Raw genomic sequence first — 16648 nt, 5'->3', positions numbered from 1 at the left:
CACTTGAGGGGCCAACCTTTTTAAGGCCCTTTCGGGCCAGAGGTTAAGAGGTGAGAGAGATGGAGAAACGCTTACCCGGTAAGGTGAGGAGGGCTCTGCGCGCGAGATACTACGACATCGAACCGCGAGCGTGGATTGGTAAGAAGGGTCTCGCCGAGAGCGTGATTGAGGAGATAAACACTCAGCTTGAGAAGGACGGTGTCCTTAAGGTTGAGATAAGGAAGGGAGCGCTCATCTCGACCGGAATGGACAGGAAGGCCATAGCGGAGAAGGTAGCTGAGCTCACCGACAGCGAGCTGATAGACGTCAGGGGCAAAAGGTTTATATTGTTCAAACCGAGGGAAGGCTGGGAAAGGTATTTAAGGCGCCTTGAAAGAAAGGCGTCGGCTGAGAGGCGGGAGAAGCCCGTCCGTAAAGTCAGGCTCGACATCGCTAACTTCAGGAAGAAGTTTAGGAAGGGGAGGGATTGAAAGATGGCGACTGTCTATGACGTTCCCGGTGACCTGCTCGTCGAGAGGGTCGCGCAGGCACTCAAAGAGGTTGAGGAGATAAAGCCCCCCGAGTGGGCGCCCTTCGTTAAGACCGGAAGGCACAAGGAGAGACTTCCAGAGCAGGACGACTGGTGGTACTACAGGGTTGCCAGCATACTCAGAAAGGTCTACATCGACGGCCCCGTCGGAATCGAGAGGCTCAGGACCTGGTACGGAGGCAGGAAGAACCGCGGACACGCCCCGGAGCACTTCTACAAGGCCGGGGGAAGCATAATCAGGAAGGCTCTCCAGCAGCTTGAGGCGGCCGGCTTCGTTCAGAAGGTTCCGGGAGAGGGAAGGGTCATAACCCCGAAGGGCCAGAGCTTCCTTGACAAGATTGCCACCGAGCTCAAGAAGGAGCTCGAGGAGCAGATTCCGGAGCTCAAGAAGTACTGAGCTCCCCTTTTCTCACATCCCACCCAATACCTTTTTAACTCCCACTTCTGAGCCTGAACCGGAGGTGAGGGGCATGGCCGAGGACATTGAGGAGATTAGGAAGCGCAAGCTCATGGAGCTTCAGAAGAAGTACCTTGAACAGCAGAAGGCCCAGGAGGAGGCAATAAAGCAGGAGATGGAGCTCCAGGCCCAGCTCGATGCTATAATGAGGAAAATCCTGACGCCTGACGCGAGGGAGAGGCTCGGTCGCGTTAAGCTCGTCAAGCCGGAACTCGCGAGACAGGTTGAGCTCGTCCTCGTTCAGCTCTACCAGGCCGGCCAGATAAGGGAACCGATAGACGACGCCAAGCTGAAGAAGATACTGGCCCAGATTGACGCGAGGACGAGAAGGGAGTTCAGGATTAAGTGGTAGCGGACGGTGCATTAATGGACGCGCGGGAGATAGTGAAGATTCTCGACGAAAAGGGAGAGGTCAGTCTCGACACTTGGAAGGTCGTCTCCGTGCGGAAAAACGAGGACGGCACGGCGGACGTCCTCTACAAGAACCGGCACGTGGGTAGCGAGGAGAACCCCGTTTTCCTCTGGATTTACGCCAACATAGTCGAGGACGACTGGGACGTCCGGGTTTTGGAGAGGATAACCTTCCAGAAGGAGGACCTGCTCTGGCTGTTGAAGTTCGTCTTTCCGAAAGTTAAGGTTTATAAGGGGCTTGCAAAATAGCCCGCCGGCCGGGGGTGTTTGAGTGAGCGGGAAGAGAGTGTGTCCCGTCTGTGGCTCTACCGAGTTCATCTACGACCCCAGCAGGGGTGAAATAGTCTGTAAGGTTTGCGGTTACGTCATCGAGGAAAACGTTGTCGATGAGGGCCCCGAGTGGAGAGCCTTTGACCCCAGCCAGAGGGAGAAGAGGGCACGCGTTGGAGCGCCGGAGAGCATACTCCTCCACGATAAGGGTCTCTCGACCGACATAGGAATAGACCGCTCCCTCACCGGCTTGATGAGGGAGAAAATGTACCGCCTCAGGAAGTGGCAGAGCCGCTTAAGGGTCAGCGATGCCGCTGAGAGGAATTTGGCGTTCGCACTGAGCGAGCTCGACAGGATAGCGAGCCAGCTCAAGCTCCCGAGGCACGTTGAAGAGGAGGCGGCAAGGCTCTACAGGGAGGCAGTCAGAAAGGGCCTCATAAGGGGTCGCTCGATAGAGGCCGTCATAGCGGCCTGCGTGTATGCAGCCTGCCGACTTTTGAAGGTCCCCAGAACGCTCGACGAGATAGCCGACATCTCGCGCGTTGACAAGAAGGAAATCGGAAGGAGCTTCCGCTTCATAGCGAGGCACCTCAACTTGACTCCAAAGAAGCTCTTCGTCAAACCGACTGATTACGTGAACAAGTTCGCCGACGAGCTCGGCCTGAGCGAGAAGGTGCGGAGGAGGGCAATCCAGATACTCGAGGAGGCCTACGAGAAGGGCCTCACGAGCGGAAAGAGCCCGGCCGGTCTGGTTGCGGCGGCGCTCTACATAGCGGGACTGCTTGAAGGGGAGAAAAGGACGCAGAGGGAAGTTGCCGAGGTCGCGCGCGTCACCGAGGTCACCGTTCGGAACCGCTACAAGGAGCTCGTTGACAAGCTGAACCTCAAGATACCGCTTTAGCGGAACCAGCTCTCGAGCGTTCTCTGTTTTCCTGCCTTTACTGCTTTCTTCAGCCTTTCGAGGCCGTTCTTAACGCGCTCCTCGCTGAAGTCGTGCTCATCGCAGAGGAACCTGAGGATTCCCTCCTCGTCGGGCTCGCGCCACTTGAGCTCATACTCGTCCGTAACGGGGGGATTCAGGAAGAACTCCTTTATCGCGTACAAATCAACGTCGCTCTCCTTCTGGTACTTCTTCAGGGGGTCCTTCGAGCGCTTGACTATCGTCAGGGCCTTCTTGGGCCCGATTCCCTTGATTCCGCCCGGGTTGTAGTCCGTTCCAACGAGAATTGCCAGCTCGATGAGCTTCTCCCTGTCTATGCCAAGCTCGTTGAGAACCTCTTCGAGAATTATCAGCTCCGGCTTAACCTCAACGTAGACGTTCTTGCTGGGTAGCTTCCTCCTTCCCGTTATCGTGAGGTTCCTGACGAGCCTCGGCGCCCCGAAGAGAAGGCTGTCGTAGTCCTGGCTCGCGGAGGCGTAGACGGCCTTCTTGGAGGCCATGTAGGCGGCTTGAGCCTCTCCCTCGCTCGGGGCCTGAACCACCGGAACACCCATTAGCTCAAGGAGCTTCTTGGCGTCCTCTATGAGGGTCTGGTTGAGCCTCGTCGCCCTCATCGCGTACTTCTTGGCCTCCTCTATGTCGCCCCTCTCAAGGGCATCGTGCCACTTCTCCTCGGCCTCCTCCCTGGCCTCACGCCTCTTCTCAAGCTCCCTTTTCTTGAAGGCTGGTGGCTCGCCGTCGAAGACATAAGCTGGCTTTATGCCCGCCTCCATCAGATTAATCGTCCTGTAGAAGAACCCGCTCAGGTGAGAGGTTATCCTGCCCTTCGAATCCATTAGGGGCGTCCCGTCGCGCTGTCTTATGGTCGAGAGGAACTGATACATGGCGTTGAAGGCATCAATCGCCACTTTCTTTCCATAAAGCCTCTCCAGCTCGATTTCCTTTCTCGGAACCAGCTCGCCGATTTGGACTCCCATCTTCACCACCCAAGAAAAGTGGGGAAAAGAGTATTTAGGGTTTGCCTCGGCCTACCGGGTTGCTCATCACCCATCAGGGAGGGGAAGGGTCGTCATCGGCGGTAGAGGCCCTTCTCGATGAGGAACTCCTCGTGCCTCGTTCTCCTCTGCCTCTCCTGCACGTAAATCCAGCCCATCACGAAAATCAGCGCCGCCATGCCGAGGAGCGTCTGCCAGCCGAGCTGATTGTAGTCAAGGGTGATTATAATCTTTCTCACCATCGCCAGAACGCCGAGCTCGACGACGTTCCTCATGCTGACGTGGTGCTCCTTGACGTACATGGTGAGCAGTTCAAAGATTTCGAGGAAGATTATAACGAGGACTATCTGGTGCAGGACCTCCTCGATGTTGAAGGCGTGCAGGGTCTCGGTGATGAGGCTGAACATCAAGTAAACGACGTAGCCCATGGTTATCGTGGCGAGGCCTATAACGACTATGTCAAAGAGAACGCTCAACCACTTAACAAGCCAGTTTTCAATGAGGCCGGCATCATGATGCTTCCTTCCCATCCGCACACCCAAGAGGTTCTCCCCAAAATTGCTAAAAACTTTTCGGCAAACCTAAGGGTTCTTCGAAAGCCTAAGAAATCCTCGCTGAGAATTTTGAAACATCAGTTGGGAACTTCAGGTGTTTTAACGTCCGTCGAGTCCGATATCGGCAAAAAGAGAAGGGAAAGGTTTTAACTGCCTTTTACAGACGTAAAAGTGTAAATGTCATCCGAGGTGATAAAAATGGTTGACCCGAACATCGAAGCCCTTTTCAGGCCGAAGAGCATCGCCGTGATAGGCGCCTCCGAGAAGCCGGGCAAGATAGGGTACGCGATTATGAAGAACCTCGTGGAGTACGGCTACGAGGGCAAAATCTACCCCGTCAACATCAAGGGCGTTGAGATTAAGATTGGCAACCGCGTTTTCAAGTCCTACAAGAGCATTCTTGAGGTTCCCGACGAGGTCGACATGGCCGTTATAGTCGTTCCCGCCAAGTTCGTCCCGCAGGTCGTCGAGGACTGCGGAAAGAAGGGCGTCAAGGTTCTCCCGATTATAAGTTCCGGCTTCGGTGAGCTCGGCCCTGAGGGCAAGAAGGTCGAGGAACAGCTCGTTGAGACCGCCAGAAAGTACGGCATGAGAATCCTCGGCCCGAACATCTTCGGTGTCGTTTACACTCCGGACAAGCTCAACGCCACCTTCGGTCCGACCGACGTCCTTCCGGGCCCGCTCGCGCTCATCAGCCAGAGCGGAGCGCTTGGAATAGCCCTCATGGGCTGGACTATCCTCGAGAAGGTCGGCCTCTCGGCGGTCGTCAGCGTTGGAAACAAGAGCGACATAGACGACGCTGATTTACTCGAGTTCTTCAAGGAGGACGAGAACACCAAGGCCATACTCATCTACATGGAGGGCGTCAAGGACGGAAGGCGCTTCATGGAGACCGCAAAGGACGTCAGCAAGGTCAAGCCGATAGTCGTCATAAAGGCCGGAAGGAGCGAGCGCGGTGCCAAGGCCGCCGCGAGCCACACAGGCTCCCTCGCGGGAAGCGACAAGATTTACGATGCGGCGTTCAAGCAGGCGGGAATAATAAGGGCCTATACCATCGGTGAGGCCTTCGACTACGCGAGGACCCTTAGCAACCTTCCCGAGCCCCCGGGAGAGAACCTCGTCATAATCACCAACGGCGGTGGAATAGGTGTTATGGCCACAGATGCGGCCGAGGAAGCCGGCCTGCACCTCTACGATGACCTCGAACAGCTCAAGGTCTTCGCCAACTATATGCCACCCTTTGGAAGCTACAAGAACCCCGTTGACCTGACCGGTATGGCCGGCGCCGAGGGCTACGAGGGAGCTATCAAGGCCGCCCTCGAGCACCCGGAGATGCACAGCATAGCCGTCCTGTACTGCCAGACCGCCGTTCTCGACCCGAGGGATTTGGCCGACATAGTCATCCGCGAGTACAACGCCAGCGGAAGGAAGAAGCCCCTCGTCGTTGCCATCGTCGGCGGAATCGAGGCCAAGGAAGCCATCGACAGGCTCAACGAAGAGGGAATTCCCGCCTATCCGGAGCCGGACAGGGCGATAAAGGCCCTCGCGGCCCTCTACCGCTGGAGCAGGTGGAAGGCTAAGCAGGAGTGAATTTCGCTTCTTCTCCAAAATCTTTTTATACTTTTGATGCGTAATTCAGTGAGGGTCGTGATGAGACGCTGGCTGAAGCTTTTCGGAATCGTTCTCTTCACAATCGGCTTCATTCTCACCGCGACGTACAATAGGCCGAACTGCTCGGGAATCGCCTGTCCTATTGCAATTCCAGTTTTTGAACTTGGAAACCACACGGTGAAGAACGGAGAATACATAAACGCCTATGTACTAGCCTTTAAAGGCAATTGCACCGGGAACAGCATAGTTGTGGCATCCTCTTCAGGAGCGGTCAGATTCAGGCTAAAAGAAGGGGTTTACATAGCTGATAAAGCTGGTCACTTTGAAAAGTTCAAGGTCCCCCAGTGCATCGGTAATCTCACAGTCTATGAGTTCAACCCGTACCTTTCAAATGTCCTTCCTGTGGTAATATCCTACAACGGCAGGTATTTCGTGTTCCATGAAAGTTACACTATTGGATTGAAACGCTTCTACATGAAAGCCATCGGTCCGATTGGTTTCAATATCACTGATATGGCCACCATATTTCCAGCGAGAGAGTCCAGAAGGCTGGAGGTAAGCTATTCAAACGGCACAGTCCGTGTGAGGGATTTGATTTATCATCGAGAACTCGGTGGAATAGAGATAATGCCCGGGACACAGGTAAGCAGTATGACGATTTATAACGACCCAGAGGGCTACTTCGAGTCCAGGAACTGCACCGAGCACTACCGAGAGATTGTTGAGGCCTGCCGCGCCAGTGGCTCTCCGGAGTACCAGTTCTCCCTCGGCGTCGGTCTCATGGTTCTTGGCTTTGGTCTGTTCTGGCTGGGAAAGAAGCTTTAAGTTCCCACCCCAATTTTTCCACGGTGGCGGGCATGCTCATAGCACTCATAAGCGATATTCATTCGAACCTTGAGGCCCTCGAAGCCGTGTGGGACGAGATTAAGGATGCTGATGTTTTCCTCTGCATGGGCGACCTCGTTGGCTACGGGGCAAGCCCAAACGAGGTCGTTGAGTTCGTGCGGAAGCAAATGGAGAAGAGAACCTTTCTCTGCGTCAGAGGAAACCACGACAACGCCATAGCCTTCGGCGCGGACTGGAGCTTCAACCCCTACGCGAGACAGGCCGTGAGGTGGCACCAGCGTGTCATGACCTTTGAGAACCTTGAGTTCCTCCGGCGACTTCCAGTAAGGCAACTCTTCACGGACGACACCGATAGAAGCTACCTCCTCATCCACGGCTCCCCAAGGGCTCCTCTCGACGAGTACCTCTTCCCCTGGCTTCCCGAAAGTGAGTTCAGGGCCGTACTGAGCTATGTCCGCCAGGATGACCTCCTTCTCGGCCACACCCACGTACCGATGCTGAAGGAAATCGGGGGGAGAAGGATAATAAACCCGGGCTCCGTCGGCCAGCCGAGGGACGGGGACTGGAGGGCGAGCTACGCGCTGATTGATACGGAAACGAAGGAGGTAACCTTCTATCGCATTGAATACGACGTCGAAGAAAGCGCGAGGAAGATAATAGAGGCGGGACTGCCGAGGTTTTTAGCGGACAGACTCTTCGAGGGCCTTTAATCCTTTTTCTTCAGACCCCCTTCGAGGGGTTTGGTCCTTTGAACGGTTGTTTTTGGAAGGTGTTTGAGTTTCGAGCGTACGGCAAGTTTGTTGGAGTCTATTATTATGACCTCGCCGATGCTTTTAACTGCGCTGATGGGGATTAGGAGAAGCCCCTCATGGTCAGTTACGAACTCACTCGTGTCGAGGTCCTCATCGGGCTCGGCGACGATTACAAGGATTTCACCGGTCTCCTCGTCGAAGCTGAGGTCGTAGACCCATCCGAGTCTTATTCCAGTGTCCGTTATTAGCTCCACATCCCTAAGCTTGGATGCCATTATCTTGACCATTCTTCGCCACCCCTGGGCTTAATCGTGTAATCCCTTGGGGATTAACGTATAAAACCTTTTCCAAAAAATTCAGAAGGTGTAGTAATCCACGCCCCCGCGCTCCCTCTCGGGCTTTCTCTTCCTGCCCTCCTCGAAGTTCTTATAGTACTCAATCATGTAGGGAGTTATGCTAGGCTTGACTTTCTTCATGGCCTCCTCGAAGTCCCTCCTCGAAACCTTCAGTCTCTCGAGGAACTCTTCGCTCTCGCTCTCAACGAGCTCGCTCGGAAGTTCGCGCATGACCCTGCGCATCGCTATGAGCGCCGCCTCCCTGACCAGGGCCTCGATGTCAGCGCCGGAGTAACCCTCTGTCTTCTTGGCGAGCTCGGCAAGGTTGACGTCCTTCGCGAGGGGAACGCGCCTCGTGTGGACCTTCAGTATCTCCAACCTGGCCTTCTCGTCGGGCGCTGGAACGAGCACGAGCCTGTCAAAGCGCCCTGGCCTTAGCAGGGCCGGGTCGAGGATGTCGGGCCTGTTGGTGGCCGCTATAACCACGACGCCGCTGTTCCGCTCTATGCCGTCCATCTCAGTCAACAGCTGGTTGATGAGTCTGTCCGTAACGCGGTCGCCTTCAGCACCTCTCGCGGGCGCTATCGCGTCAATCTCGTCGATGAATATCACCGTCGGGGCCGCCTGCCTTGCCTTCCTGAATATCTCCCTTACCCTCTTCTCACTCTCGCCAACCCACTTGCTCAGAACTTCCGGCCCGCGGATTCCGATGAAGTTGGCCTCGCTCTCGTTCGCTACTGCCTTCGCGAGGAGTGTCTTACCGGTTCCCGGCGGACCGTAGAGGAGTATGCCCCTTGGGGGCGTTATGCCGAGCCTCTCGAACGCCTTCGGGTACTTGAGTGGCCATTCTACCGCCTCTCTGAGCTCCTGTTTGACGTCTTCGAGACCTCCGATGTCCTCCCAGCGGACATTGGGAACCTCTATGAGGACCTCCCTCAGAGCGGAGGGTTCGACCATCTTGAGCGCCTCGTAGAAGTCTTCCTTCCTGACGCGGAGCTCCTGGAGAACCTCCGGCGGTATCTTCTCCTGCTCGGGACTTATCTTGCCTTCGTTTATCAGCCTCCTCAGAACGACCATCGCGGCTTCTCTGGCCAATGCCGCGAGGTCCGCTCCAACGAAGCCGTGCGTCTTATCGGCAATCTCCTCGAGCATCTTGTCGATGAGCCTGCTCCGCACTTCAGCGTAGATTTCACCCTCGCTCTTGAGGGCCTCCTTGACCTCCCCTTCGTCCCTTGCCTCCTCAACCCTGCGAATCAGCGATTCAAGCTTTTTCTCATCGAAGGAGCCCTTGGACTTCATTTCCTTCAGAATCCTGAGGACGGTGGCCTTGTCGTAGTCCGGCTCAAGGGGCATTCCTCTGGTGTGTATCTGGAGTATCTCTTTTCTACCCTGCTTATCCGGAACGCCGACCTCAATCTCCCTGTCGAAGCGTCCCGGCCTTCTCAGCGCGGGGTCAATCGCGTCGGGCCTGTTGGTTGCGGCAATAACGATTACCTTGCCCCTGCTCTTGAGACCGTCCATGAGGGTAAGCAACTGTGAAACAACCCTCTTCTCGACTTCTCCAACGACTTCCTCCCTCTTCGGCGCTATCGCGTCAATCTCATCGATGAAGATGATGCTCGGGGCGTTCTCCTCGGCCTCCTTGAAAATCTCCCTTAGGCGCTCCTCACTTTCGCCATAGAACTTGCTCATTATTTCGGGGCCGTTGATGGCTATGAAGTGGGCGTTTGCCTCGTTGGCGACGGCCTTCGCGAGGAGGGTCTTACCCGTTCCCGGAGGACCGTAGAGCAGGACACCCTTCGGAGGCTCGATACCAAGCCTTTCGAAGAGCTCCGGATGCTTTAGGGGAAGCTCGACCATCTCGCGAATCTTCTGAATCGCGTCGCTTAGGCCACCGATGTCCTCGTAGGTGACCTCTGGAATGCTCTCTTCACGAACCTCAACGGCCTGCGGGAGAACCTCCACTTCAGTGTTGTAGGTTATCTGGACTATTCCCTTGGGAACCGTGTTTACAACCACGAACTTGAGCTCGCCGAAGCCTAGCGGCATCGCCTCGAAGAGACCCCTTAGGAGGTCGTCGAAGGGGGAGCCGCCGTAGTATGTCTCGCTCCTGTTGCTTGCAACTAGGAGGTCGCCCTTGACGACGGGCCTGCCGAGGAGGTTCTGTTTGACCAAATCACCCGGAATTTGGATGAATACTCCCTTCTGGGCTGGTGCAAGCACTACTTTCTTCGCCTCCTGAACCTCGGCGCGCTTAACCGTCACGTAGTCGCCTATGCTCACCCCTGCGTTCCTCCTGATGTAACCGTCCATCCTGATTATGTCGAGTCCCCTATCGTCCGGGTGCGGGTTCGCCACTATGGCGGCGGTTGTTCTCTCCCCAACGAGCTCAACGATGTCGCCCGGTTCAACACCGAGTTGCTTCTGATACTTCCTGTCAAAGCGAACTATGCCCCTGCCGACGTCCCTCTTCAAGGCCTCCGCAACCCGGAGCTTAACCTCATCCACCTTTTCGGGTTCCTTTCCGAATATCATCTTGAACGCCTCCTGTGAAGTTCAATCGCCTCCTCAAGGGTCAGGTTCCCGAGGGCAACCTCCCTCGCGAGGCTTGAGGGGATTGTTATATTCCCACTCAGCTCCCTACTCCTCCTCTTAATATCCTCGATTTCCCTTTTCGTGGGTTCTTTTACCTCGAGGAGCTCCCCTATCGTCGTCTCCCTTCCGCCCCTCAGGCCGATGTTGATTGAAGCGACTATGTCAACGACGGAGGAGCTCTCGATTCCTCCAACCTTTGGCGTCGTTCTGAACTCGTTGACGACGATTATCGGGTAATCGTAGCCGAGCATCTCGCCGAGGGCCTTGAGGGTCATCGTCCTGTGCCTTTTAGCGCCGTGGCCGATTTTTATCCTCGCACCGGGATACTTCTCAAGCAGGTCCACAACGATTTCAACGTCCCTTGGACTTCCAAGGCGGTGAACCTCTATAACCCTCCCATCCGCCACAACACTCAAACCCGGTCTCGCTCCGGGGTCTATTGCAATGAAGATGTTCTTAAACCTCTCCCTTCCTTCGAGCTTCGCGAGGAGTTCGTCTATGAAGTTCTCATCGTGAACGATGACCTTAACCGGGAAGTCCACCTTATCCCTCTCACCCGTCAGGACGACCTCAACGTCGTAGGGAATCCTCTCGCCAACGCGCAGGCTCAGGAAGGGGATTCGGTACTCCTTCAGGACCTTCGTGGCGGTGTAGTAGACCCGCGCGTCGTTTGTGACAATCGCAACCCTCATGGTTTCCACTTCTCACGGGGGATATAAACCTTTTTCGAAATCCCATCGGGAGCGTCCGGACCTTTTAAATTTTTGGAATAAAGTTTATAGGTCATTGAACCAAATTCCAGGCGAGGGGAGAGTATGGACCCACCCAAGAAGAAGAAAGTGATGGATGAGGAAGAGGAGTTCCTCGACGAGGAGTTCGAGCTGGAGGAGTGGGAGGACGAGGATTGGGAGGAAGAGTGGGAGGACGAAGACTGGGAAGATGAGGACGAGTGGTGAGCTTTCCGGTTAAACGTTCTCGTTTACGCAACCCATTTATACGCCAAGGCTTTTCTTTTCTCCCGGTGATAGAATGGCGTTCCTCAAAGTCGTGCCCCTTGAAAAGGCCCTCGAGGTCATAGACTCCTTCCCGCTCGAACCAAAGGTCGAGAGGGTTCCGCTGGGCGAAGCCCTCGGCAGGGTTCTTGCAGAAGATATCGTTTCGCCGATAAACGTGCCACCTTTTGACAGAGCCACCGTTGACGGCTACGCGGTTAGAGCGGAAGACACCTTCATGGCGAGCGAGAGCGAGCCCGTCAGGCTCAAGGTAACCGGCGAGGTTAACGCCGGTGATTTTCCGGACTTCGAGCTGAAGCCCGGCGAGAGCGTCTACATCTCCACCGGCGCTCCTTTGCCCAAAGGCGCCGACGCGGTGGTACAGTTCGAGGACGTTGACCGGGACGGCGACGAGGTAATCATCTACAAGCCCGCCTACCCAGGACTAGGCGTCATGAAGGCCGGGGCCGACATACCTGCCGGCAAGCCCCTCCTGAAGCGCGGGACGAGGCTCGGCTTCAAGGAGACTGCACTTCTCTCGGCGGTTGGTTTGGCCGAGGTTCCCGTCTTCAGGAAGCCGAAGGTGGCCGTCATAAGCACCGGAAACGAGCTCGTTCTCCCGGGCGAGGAGCTCAAACCGGGCCAGATTTACGACATCAACGGAAGGGCAATAGCCGACGCCGTCAGGGAGCTTGGAGGTGAAGCGGTTTTCCTCGGCATAGCGAAGGACGACCGAGAGAGCCTGAATGCCCTGATAGAGAAGGGCGTTGAGTGCTGTGACATCGTGCTCCTCAGCGGTGGCGCGAGCGGTGGGATACGGGATTTGACCAGCTCGATAATCGAGGAGCTCGGCGAGGTTAAGATACACGGCATAGCGATTCAGCCAGGAAAGCCGACGATAATCGGCCTGATAAATGGAAAGCCCGTCTTCGGCCTCCCCGGTTATCCGACGAGCTGTCTGACGAACTTCACCCTGCTCGTCGCCCCGCTCCTGAGAAGGCTCATCGGAAGGGAGAGCGAGGTCAGGAAGGTCAAGAAGAAGCTCGCCCACAAGGTCTTCTCGGTGAAGGGCAGAAGGCAGTTCCTCCCGGTGAGGATTGAGGGCGAGAAGGCCGTTCCGATACTCAAGGGGAGCGGTGCCGTCACGAGCTTCATCGATGCGGACGGCTTCATCGAGGTTCCCGAGAACGTGGAGATACTTGAGGCCGGGGAAGAGGTTGAGGTTACATTCTTTGGCTAAACGCCGTACTCCCTCGCCCACCTTTCGTACCTCTTCAACATTTCCTTCTTTACCGGGCTCTTAACCCGTTTGAAAGCGTATTTGAAGTCTTTAGCCTCAAGGGGCCTTATCGTGAGCTCCTTCCCCGCTATCGAGCCCACCTTGAGTGGGTCGCTCAGCTCGGGGTTCATCTCCTCCAGCATGTGGAGAACCGCAAAGGTGCAGGAGTTCGCTATCTCCCTTCCCGAGTAGAGCCTTTTTACGGCTGTTTTCGCCAGCGAATCCAACTTGACCTTCAATGAAAACCCCCGTAGATGTATCTGGAAGATTTCCTTCGCTCCCTCTTCATCCGGCAGCGGCACGTAAATCCTCAGTGGGAAGCGGGAGAGCATAGCCTCGTCGAGGTCCCATGGGGCGTTGGTAGAGGCGAGGGTTACGACCTTCTCGTTGCCCGTGAATCCGTCTATCTCGGCTAGTATCGTTCCTAAAAGTCTCCTCGCGGCATCATCAATCGAGGAACGCTTCATGGCCAAGGCGTCGAACTCGTCTATGAAAACGACACTTGGAGCTCTCTCCCGGGCCTTTGAGTAAATAGACGATGCTATCTTGCTCGACTCGCCGAAGTACTTGCTGAGAACGTCGCTCACCTTGACGTTTATGAACGTTGCCCTCATGCTGCCGGCGAGGGCTTTGGCGAGGAGCGTCTTTCCCGTCCCGGGTGGGCCGAAGAGCAAAGTTCCCTTCCAGGGCTTGAAGTTTCCGGGGACCTTTGCCAGCATTATTCCAACTGACTGCGCAAGGAGTTTCTTGGCCTCCCTAAGTCCCCCTACATCCTCCCAGGTTACGCTCGACCTCGTGATTAATCTCTCAATTTTATCCCCCTGCATTTTTACATTGTGTTCTACGTTCTCCGCCTTTCTCTCCCATTCCAATGCCATTTCAAGGTAGTAGTGCGAGAACTGCAACTCCTCGGATGCGAGCTTTCTCAAGAGGCCGGCGCACTGGAGGGCGAAGAAACGCGCCTTTCCCGCGTTGCCCTCCTCAAGGGCCCTCTCGTAGAGGCGCTCGTACCTGTGGAGAAGCGACGAGTAGGCTTTCATCGCGCCGGCCCCTCTGAGGACTTCGGCGCGCGCTTTTATAGCGCTTTTGTGTAGGTGGTTGTGTAGCTTAGGAAACCTTTTTTAAAGGCCTCCCCGTTCTTTGGTTAGGTGTTGGCTATGCTCGACATAAAGCTCATCCGCGAAAAGCCCGAGGTCGTCAAAAAGGACCTCATCAAGAGAGGCGAAACCGAGAAGGTCAAATGGGTTGATGAAATCCTCGAACTCGACAGGAAGTGGCGCGAGAACCTGAAGAAAATCAACCAGCTCAGGAAGGAGCGCAACCAGCTTGCCATACAGATAGGCAAGCGCAAGAAGGCTGGAGAGCCGATAGAAGAGCTCCTCGCGAGGAGCAACGAGATAGTGAAGCAGATTGAGGAGCTTGAGAAAGAGGTTGAGGCCCTAAAGAAGAAAATAGACTACTACCTATGGCGCCTGCCCAACATCACCCACGAGAGCGTTCCGGTTGGTGAGAGCGACGAGGACAACGTGCCGATTAGGTTCTGGGGCAAGGCCAAGGTCTGGGAGGGCTTCCTTGAGACCTTCAAGGAGCAGAGCCTCGGAAAGATGGAGTACGAGGTTTTGAGCTGGAGGCCGAGGCTCCACGTTGACATGCTTGAGCTCCTCCGCGGTGCGGACCTTGAAAGGGCCGCGAAGGTGAGCGGTGCGAGATTCTACTACCTCCTCAACGAGCTGGTCATACTGGATTTGGCCTTAATCCGCTTCGCCCTCGACAAGCTCATCGAGAAGGGCTTCACGCCGGTTGTCCCGCCCTACATGGTGCGTCGCTTCGTTGAGGAGGGGGCGACGACCTTCGAGGACTTCGAGGACGTCATATACAAGGTTGAGGGTGAGGACCTCTACCTGATTCCGACGGCGGAGCACCCGTTAGCGGGCATGCACGCCAACGAAATCCTCGACGGTAAGGACTTACCGCTCCTCTACGTCGGCGTTAGCCCCTGCTTCAGAAAGGAGGCCGGAACCGCCGGAAAGGACACGAAGGGAATCTTCAGGGTGCACCAGTTCCACAAGGTCGAGCAGTTCGTCTATTCGAGGCCTGAGGAGAGCTGGGAGTGGCACGAGAAGCTCATAGCCAACGCCGAGGAGATATTCCAGGAGCTTGAGATTCCCTACAGGGTCGTGAACATCTGCACCGGCGATTTGGGTTACGTAGCGGCTAAAAAGTACGACATCGAGGCCTGGATGGCGGGTCAGGGCAAGTTCAGGGAGGTCGTCTCTGCCAGTAACTGTACCGACTGGCAGGCGAGGCGCTTGAACATCCGCTTCCGCGACAAGACCCACGAGAAGCCGAAGTTCGTCCACACGCTGAACTCGACGGCGATAGCGACATCGAGGGCCATCGTGGCGATACTCGAGAACCACCAGACGGAGGAGGGCGTTGTAAAGCTCCCGAAGGCCCTCTGGAAGTACACGGGCTTCAAGGAGATTCTGCCCGCGAGCATGAAGGAGAAGTGCTGTCAGTAGTAGAATTTCTCCTTCTTTTTGGTCTCAATTTTAATATTCTCCCTGAGTTTTTGCACTTGTTCAATTAACACTGAAATCTCGTTTTTATTCATGGCTCCTTTAATGTATGGACACTCATCTGAAAGCATAATAAAGGTTCTAAATGCATTCAGTGTTCCCTTTATATTGTTCAGATGCTCGTTAAAGCTGGATTCATCGCTGTTTGCTGTTGCAAGCACTAGCCCTTTGAAATGTGCTATAATCTTCTCAGGAAGATGATATTTCACTAGGTCATACAAAAGGTGTACATCCAAATTTGGATTAACAGAGGTCGCAAATGCTATGAGTTGAAGTCTCCAAGCGTCTTCATTGTTCTCCAAGTTGCCATTAAGCAGGGAGCTGGCATCAACAGTTGTGACTTCTATCCCAGATTCTTTAGGCGTTTCTACTCTCAATTTATTGTTCTCCATTTTTAGTCTGGAGAATATTTCATTGAGAGGCTCTATAGCTTTATACTGGAGCTGTGCTGTATGCTCCTTTTTCAAGGAGAGTATCATATTCTGTCTCATTATTCCTGCCTGCTCTCTCATAATCTCTGCAGTTTGCTTATTGCACCATGCTTGGAACGCAAGTATGATAACTGTTCCTAGTGTAGCAAGTGGGCCAACGTACTGAATTCCCCACATTATCCCAGCGATAACCGCCAGTATCATTACAATGGCTACAGCAAACCAAAAGAGGAAGTCACCATTTTCAAGCTTACTCCACATACTTCCTCATGTACTCTATACAGTACAACCCTTTATAAACTCATGTACTGCATACAGTCCGACCCTAAACCCCTCCCCGCTCCCTCACCTTCCTCCTGACGTTCGGGTCGCGGTCGGCGATTATTTTCAAGGCCTCCTCAAAGGTCATCCAGTCCGGAACCTCCTCGTTGAGGTAGACCCCGGTTCTTCCAATCGCGTCCCTCCTCGTGAGGACGTGAACGCGCTCCGTAACTATGTCAACGCTAACGCCGAGGGTTTTGGCGACCTCGCTCTCCCTTCCAACCACCTCGCGCTCGACGTGGCCCCTCTCGGTGGGAATTATCAAAATCAGCTTCTTATTGACGCCCGGAACGCGCTCCTTCGTTTTGACGCCCCACAAATCAACGGCCCCTCCCCAGCGGTAGAAGTCCAGCTCCCTGTCCGTCGGCTCGATGAGGGGAAACGTCACGGTCGTTTCTTCGTCAATCTCAATCACTCCCTTTATCAGGTGCCAGGGGGTTGCCATGACTATCTTCCTTCTCCTCACGAGGCCTTCCAGGGCCAGCTCTATGAGATAGCTCGGGACCCTAATCGGGATGAAGATGTCCACGTCGCTGTCCCTCCTCACGTCGCCCCTCGCGACGCTCCCGTAGAGCAGGGGGTCGAACTGTGCCAGACGCTCCATTATGGCTAAGGCCTTCTCGCGCTTCTCCCAGAGGTAGCGCCACCGCTTTGGGGTGTAGATGATTTCCCTCTCGTCCCAGACGCGGACAACCTTTTCCCTCGGCATCGGCGGAACTTCGGCGGGAACTTTTAAAGGCCTACCGATAGC

The 16648-nt window shown here is 55.2% G+C and carries 19 protein-coding genes; 11 read left to right on the top strand and 8 right to left on the bottom strand.

The window, feature by feature from the left end:
- Positions 1-59 precede the first annotated feature (59 nt).
- The 5 genes from CS910_RS08995 (at position 60) to CS910_RS08975 (ending at position 2568) form a co-directional block, all read left to right on the top strand.
- Positions 60-470 carry a YhbY family RNA-binding protein gene (locus CS910_RS08995; RefSeq protein WP_099211331.1) on the top strand — a complete coding sequence of 137 codons (411 nt, stop codon included), beginning with the start codon at positions 60-62 and terminating at the stop codon, positions 468-470.
- A 3-nt stretch (positions 471-473) separates the two neighbouring features.
- A complete protein-coding gene (locus CS910_RS08990; protein ID WP_042690366.1) occupies positions 474-926 on the top strand; it encodes a 30S ribosomal protein S19e in 453 nt (150 codons plus the stop codon).
- Positions 927-999: 73 nt separating this feature from the next.
- Positions 1000-1338 (top strand): DNA-binding protein, encoded by a 339-nt coding sequence (locus tag CS910_RS08985; protein WP_099211329.1) that lies wholly within the window; start codon positions 1000-1002, stop codon positions 1336-1338.
- A gap of 14 nt (positions 1339-1352) precedes the next feature.
- Positions 1353-1646: a hypothetical protein gene (locus CS910_RS08980; RefSeq protein ID WP_042690371.1), complete on the top strand. Its 294-nt coding sequence runs from the start codon at positions 1353-1355 to the stop codon at positions 1644-1646.
- Positions 1647-1668: 22 nt separating this feature from the next.
- Positions 1669-2568: a transcription initiation factor IIB gene (locus CS910_RS08975; RefSeq protein ID WP_042690374.1), complete on the top strand. Its 900-nt coding sequence runs from the start codon at positions 1669-1671 to the stop codon at positions 2566-2568.
- Here CS910_RS08975 and fen read toward each other — a convergent pair.
- Positions 2565-3584 carry a flap endonuclease-1 gene (gene fen, locus CS910_RS08970; RefSeq protein ID WP_099211327.1) on the bottom strand — a complete coding sequence of 340 codons (1020 nt, stop codon included), beginning with the start codon at positions 3582-3584 and terminating at the stop codon, positions 2565-2567. The two genes, CS910_RS08975 and fen, sit on opposite strands and share 4 nt — an antisense overlap.
- A 92-nt stretch (positions 3585-3676) precedes the next feature.
- Positions 3677-4132, bottom strand: a complete 456-nt coding sequence (locus CS910_RS08965; RefSeq protein WP_099211325.1) for a phosphate-starvation-inducible PsiE family protein — start codon at positions 4130-4132, stop codon at positions 3677-3679.
- Between the two features lie 222 nt (positions 4133-4354).
- On the opposite strand from CS910_RS08965, the gene acs reads away from it, so the two are divergent.
- Genes acs through CS910_RS08950 form a run of 3 tightly spaced genes read left to right on the top strand, consistent with a single transcriptional unit; the run spans position 4355 to position 7323 of the window.
- A complete protein-coding gene (gene acs, locus CS910_RS08960) occupies positions 4355-5746 on the top strand; it encodes an acetate--CoA ligase alpha subunit (RefSeq protein WP_099211323.1) in 1392 nt (463 codons plus the stop codon).
- Positions 5747-5794: 48 nt separating this feature from the next.
- A complete protein-coding gene (locus CS910_RS08955) occupies positions 5795-6592 on the top strand; it encodes a hypothetical protein (protein WP_145955403.1) in 798 nt (265 codons plus the stop codon).
- Between the two features lie 32 nt (positions 6593-6624).
- Positions 6625-7323 (top strand): metallophosphoesterase family protein, encoded by a 699-nt coding sequence (locus CS910_RS08950; RefSeq protein WP_099211319.1) that lies wholly within the window; start codon positions 6625-6627, stop codon positions 7321-7323.
- Here CS910_RS08950 and CS910_RS08945 read toward each other — a convergent pair.
- The 3 genes from CS910_RS08945 to CS910_RS08935 all read right to left on the bottom strand — a co-directional run bounded on the left by CS910_RS08945 (position 7320) and on the right by CS910_RS08935 (position 10987).
- The gene (locus CS910_RS08945; protein ID WP_099211317.1) at positions 7320-7652 is read right to left on the bottom strand and encodes a PRC-barrel domain-containing protein; all 333 of its coding nucleotides are present in this window, start codon (positions 7650-7652) and stop codon (positions 7320-7322) included. The genes CS910_RS08950 and CS910_RS08945 overlap by 4 nt on opposite strands.
- A gap of 69 nt (positions 7653-7721) precedes the next feature.
- Entirely contained in the window at positions 7722-10235 is a 2514-nt protein-coding gene (locus tag CS910_RS08940) for a CDC48 family AAA ATPase (protein WP_099211314.1), read from the bottom strand.
- On the bottom strand, positions 10232-10987 hold the full coding sequence (locus tag CS910_RS08935; protein WP_099211312.1) for a hypothetical protein: 756 nt from the start codon (positions 10985-10987) through the stop codon (positions 10232-10234). Before CS910_RS08935 ends, CS910_RS08940 begins: the two co-directional genes overlap by 4 nt.
- A 123-nt stretch (positions 10988-11110) precedes the next feature.
- On the opposite strand from CS910_RS08935, the gene CS910_RS11930 reads away from it, so the two are divergent.
- Both CS910_RS11930 and CS910_RS08930 read left to right on the top strand, forming a co-directional pair.
- Positions 11111-11251, top strand: a complete 141-nt coding sequence (locus CS910_RS11930) for a hypothetical protein (RefSeq protein ID WP_158523832.1) — start codon at positions 11111-11113, stop codon at positions 11249-11251.
- Positions 11252-11324: 73 nt separating this feature from the next.
- Positions 11325-12527 (top strand): molybdenum cofactor synthesis domain-containing protein, encoded by a 1203-nt coding sequence (locus CS910_RS08930; RefSeq protein ID WP_099211310.1) that lies wholly within the window; start codon positions 11325-11327, stop codon positions 12525-12527.
- Here the strand turns inward: CS910_RS08930 and CS910_RS08925 are convergent.
- Positions 12524-13606 (bottom strand): ATP-binding protein, encoded by a 1083-nt coding sequence (locus CS910_RS08925; protein WP_099211307.1) that lies wholly within the window; start codon positions 13604-13606, stop codon positions 12524-12526. The two genes, CS910_RS08930 and CS910_RS08925, sit on opposite strands and share 4 nt — an antisense overlap.
- A 117-nt stretch (positions 13607-13723) precedes the next feature.
- On the opposite strand from CS910_RS08925, the gene serS reads away from it, so the two are divergent.
- The gene (gene serS / locus CS910_RS08920; protein ID WP_099211305.1) at positions 13724-15088 is read left to right on the top strand and encodes a serine--tRNA ligase; all 1365 of its coding nucleotides are present in this window, start codon (positions 13724-13726) and stop codon (positions 15086-15088) included.
- Here serS and CS910_RS08915 read toward each other — a convergent pair.
- Positions 15082-15837: a hypothetical protein gene (locus CS910_RS08915; RefSeq protein WP_099211303.1), complete on the bottom strand. Its 756-nt coding sequence runs from the start codon at positions 15835-15837 to the stop codon at positions 15082-15084. The genes serS and CS910_RS08915 overlap by 7 nt on opposite strands.
- A 64-nt stretch (positions 15838-15901) precedes the next feature.
- The gene (locus CS910_RS08910; protein ID WP_099211301.1) at positions 15902-16606 is read right to left on the bottom strand and encodes a nucleotidyltransferase domain-containing protein; all 705 of its coding nucleotides are present in this window, start codon (positions 16604-16606) and stop codon (positions 15902-15904) included.
- Positions 16607-16648: the final 42 nt, after the last annotated feature.

The sequence above is a fragment of the Thermococcus henrietii genome (assembly GCF_900198835.1).
In the GTDB taxonomy this organism is placed as follows: Archaea; Methanobacteriota_B; Thermococci; order Thermococcales; family Thermococcaceae; genus Thermococcus; species Thermococcus henrietii.
The sequence above is the reverse complement of the archived record's forward strand: the minus strand, read 5'-3'. Positions and strand labels throughout refer to the sequence as shown.

Excerpts from the sequence above, each read along its gene's own strand:
- CS910_RS08990 (WP_042690366.1), top strand. The coding sequence starts at position 474 with ATGGCGACTGTCTATGACGTTCCCGGTGACCTGCTCGTCGAGAGGGTC.
- CS910_RS08995 (WP_099211331.1), top strand. The coding sequence starts at position 60 with ATGGAGAAACGCTTACCCGGTAAGGTGAGGAGGGCTCTGCGCGCGAGA.
- CS910_RS08910 (WP_099211301.1), bottom strand. The coding sequence starts at position 16,606 with ATGCCGAGGGAAAAGGTTGTCCGCGTCTGGGACGAGAGGGAAATCATC.
- CS910_RS08925 (WP_099211307.1), bottom strand. The coding sequence starts at position 13,606 with ATGAAAGCCTACTCGTCGCTTCTCCACAGGTACGAGCGCCTCTACGAG.
- fen (WP_099211327.1), bottom strand. The coding sequence starts at position 3,584 with ATGGGAGTCCAAATCGGCGAGCTGGTTCCGAGAAAGGAAATCGAGCTG.
- CS910_RS11930 (WP_158523832.1), top strand. The coding sequence starts at position 11,111 with ATGGACCCACCCAAGAAGAAGAAAGTGATGGATGAGGAAGAGGAGTTC.
- CS910_RS08915 (WP_099211303.1), bottom strand. The coding sequence starts at position 15,837 with ATGTGGAGTAAGCTTGAAAATGGTGACTTCCTCTTTTGGTTTGCTGTA.
- CS910_RS08985 (WP_099211329.1), top strand. The coding sequence starts at position 1,000 with ATGGCCGAGGACATTGAGGAGATTAGGAAGCGCAAGCTCATGGAGCTT.
- CS910_RS08935 (WP_099211312.1), bottom strand. The coding sequence starts at position 10,987 with ATGAGGGTTGCGATTGTCACAAACGACGCGCGGGTCTACTACACCGCC.
- acs (WP_099211323.1), top strand. The coding sequence starts at position 4,355 with ATGGTTGACCCGAACATCGAAGCCCTTTTCAGGCCGAAGAGCATCGCC.
- CS910_RS08965 (WP_099211325.1), bottom strand. The coding sequence starts at position 4,132 with ATGGGAAGGAAGCATCATGATGCCGGCCTCATTGAAAACTGGCTTGTT.
- serS (WP_099211305.1), top strand. The coding sequence starts at position 13,724 with ATGCTCGACATAAAGCTCATCCGCGAAAAGCCCGAGGTCGTCAAAAAG.
- CS910_RS08950 (WP_099211319.1), top strand. The coding sequence starts at position 6,625 with ATGCTCATAGCACTCATAAGCGATATTCATTCGAACCTTGAGGCCCTC.
- CS910_RS08930 (WP_099211310.1), top strand. The coding sequence starts at position 11,325 with ATGGCGTTCCTCAAAGTCGTGCCCCTTGAAAAGGCCCTCGAGGTCATA.
- CS910_RS08945 (WP_099211317.1), bottom strand. The coding sequence starts at position 7,652 with ATGGTCAAGATAATGGCATCCAAGCTTAGGGATGTGGAGCTAATAACG.
- CS910_RS08980 (WP_042690371.1), top strand. The coding sequence starts at position 1,353 with ATGGACGCGCGGGAGATAGTGAAGATTCTCGACGAAAAGGGAGAGGTC.
- CS910_RS08940 (WP_099211314.1), bottom strand. The coding sequence starts at position 10,235 with ATGATATTCGGAAAGGAACCCGAAAAGGTGGATGAGGTTAAGCTCCGG.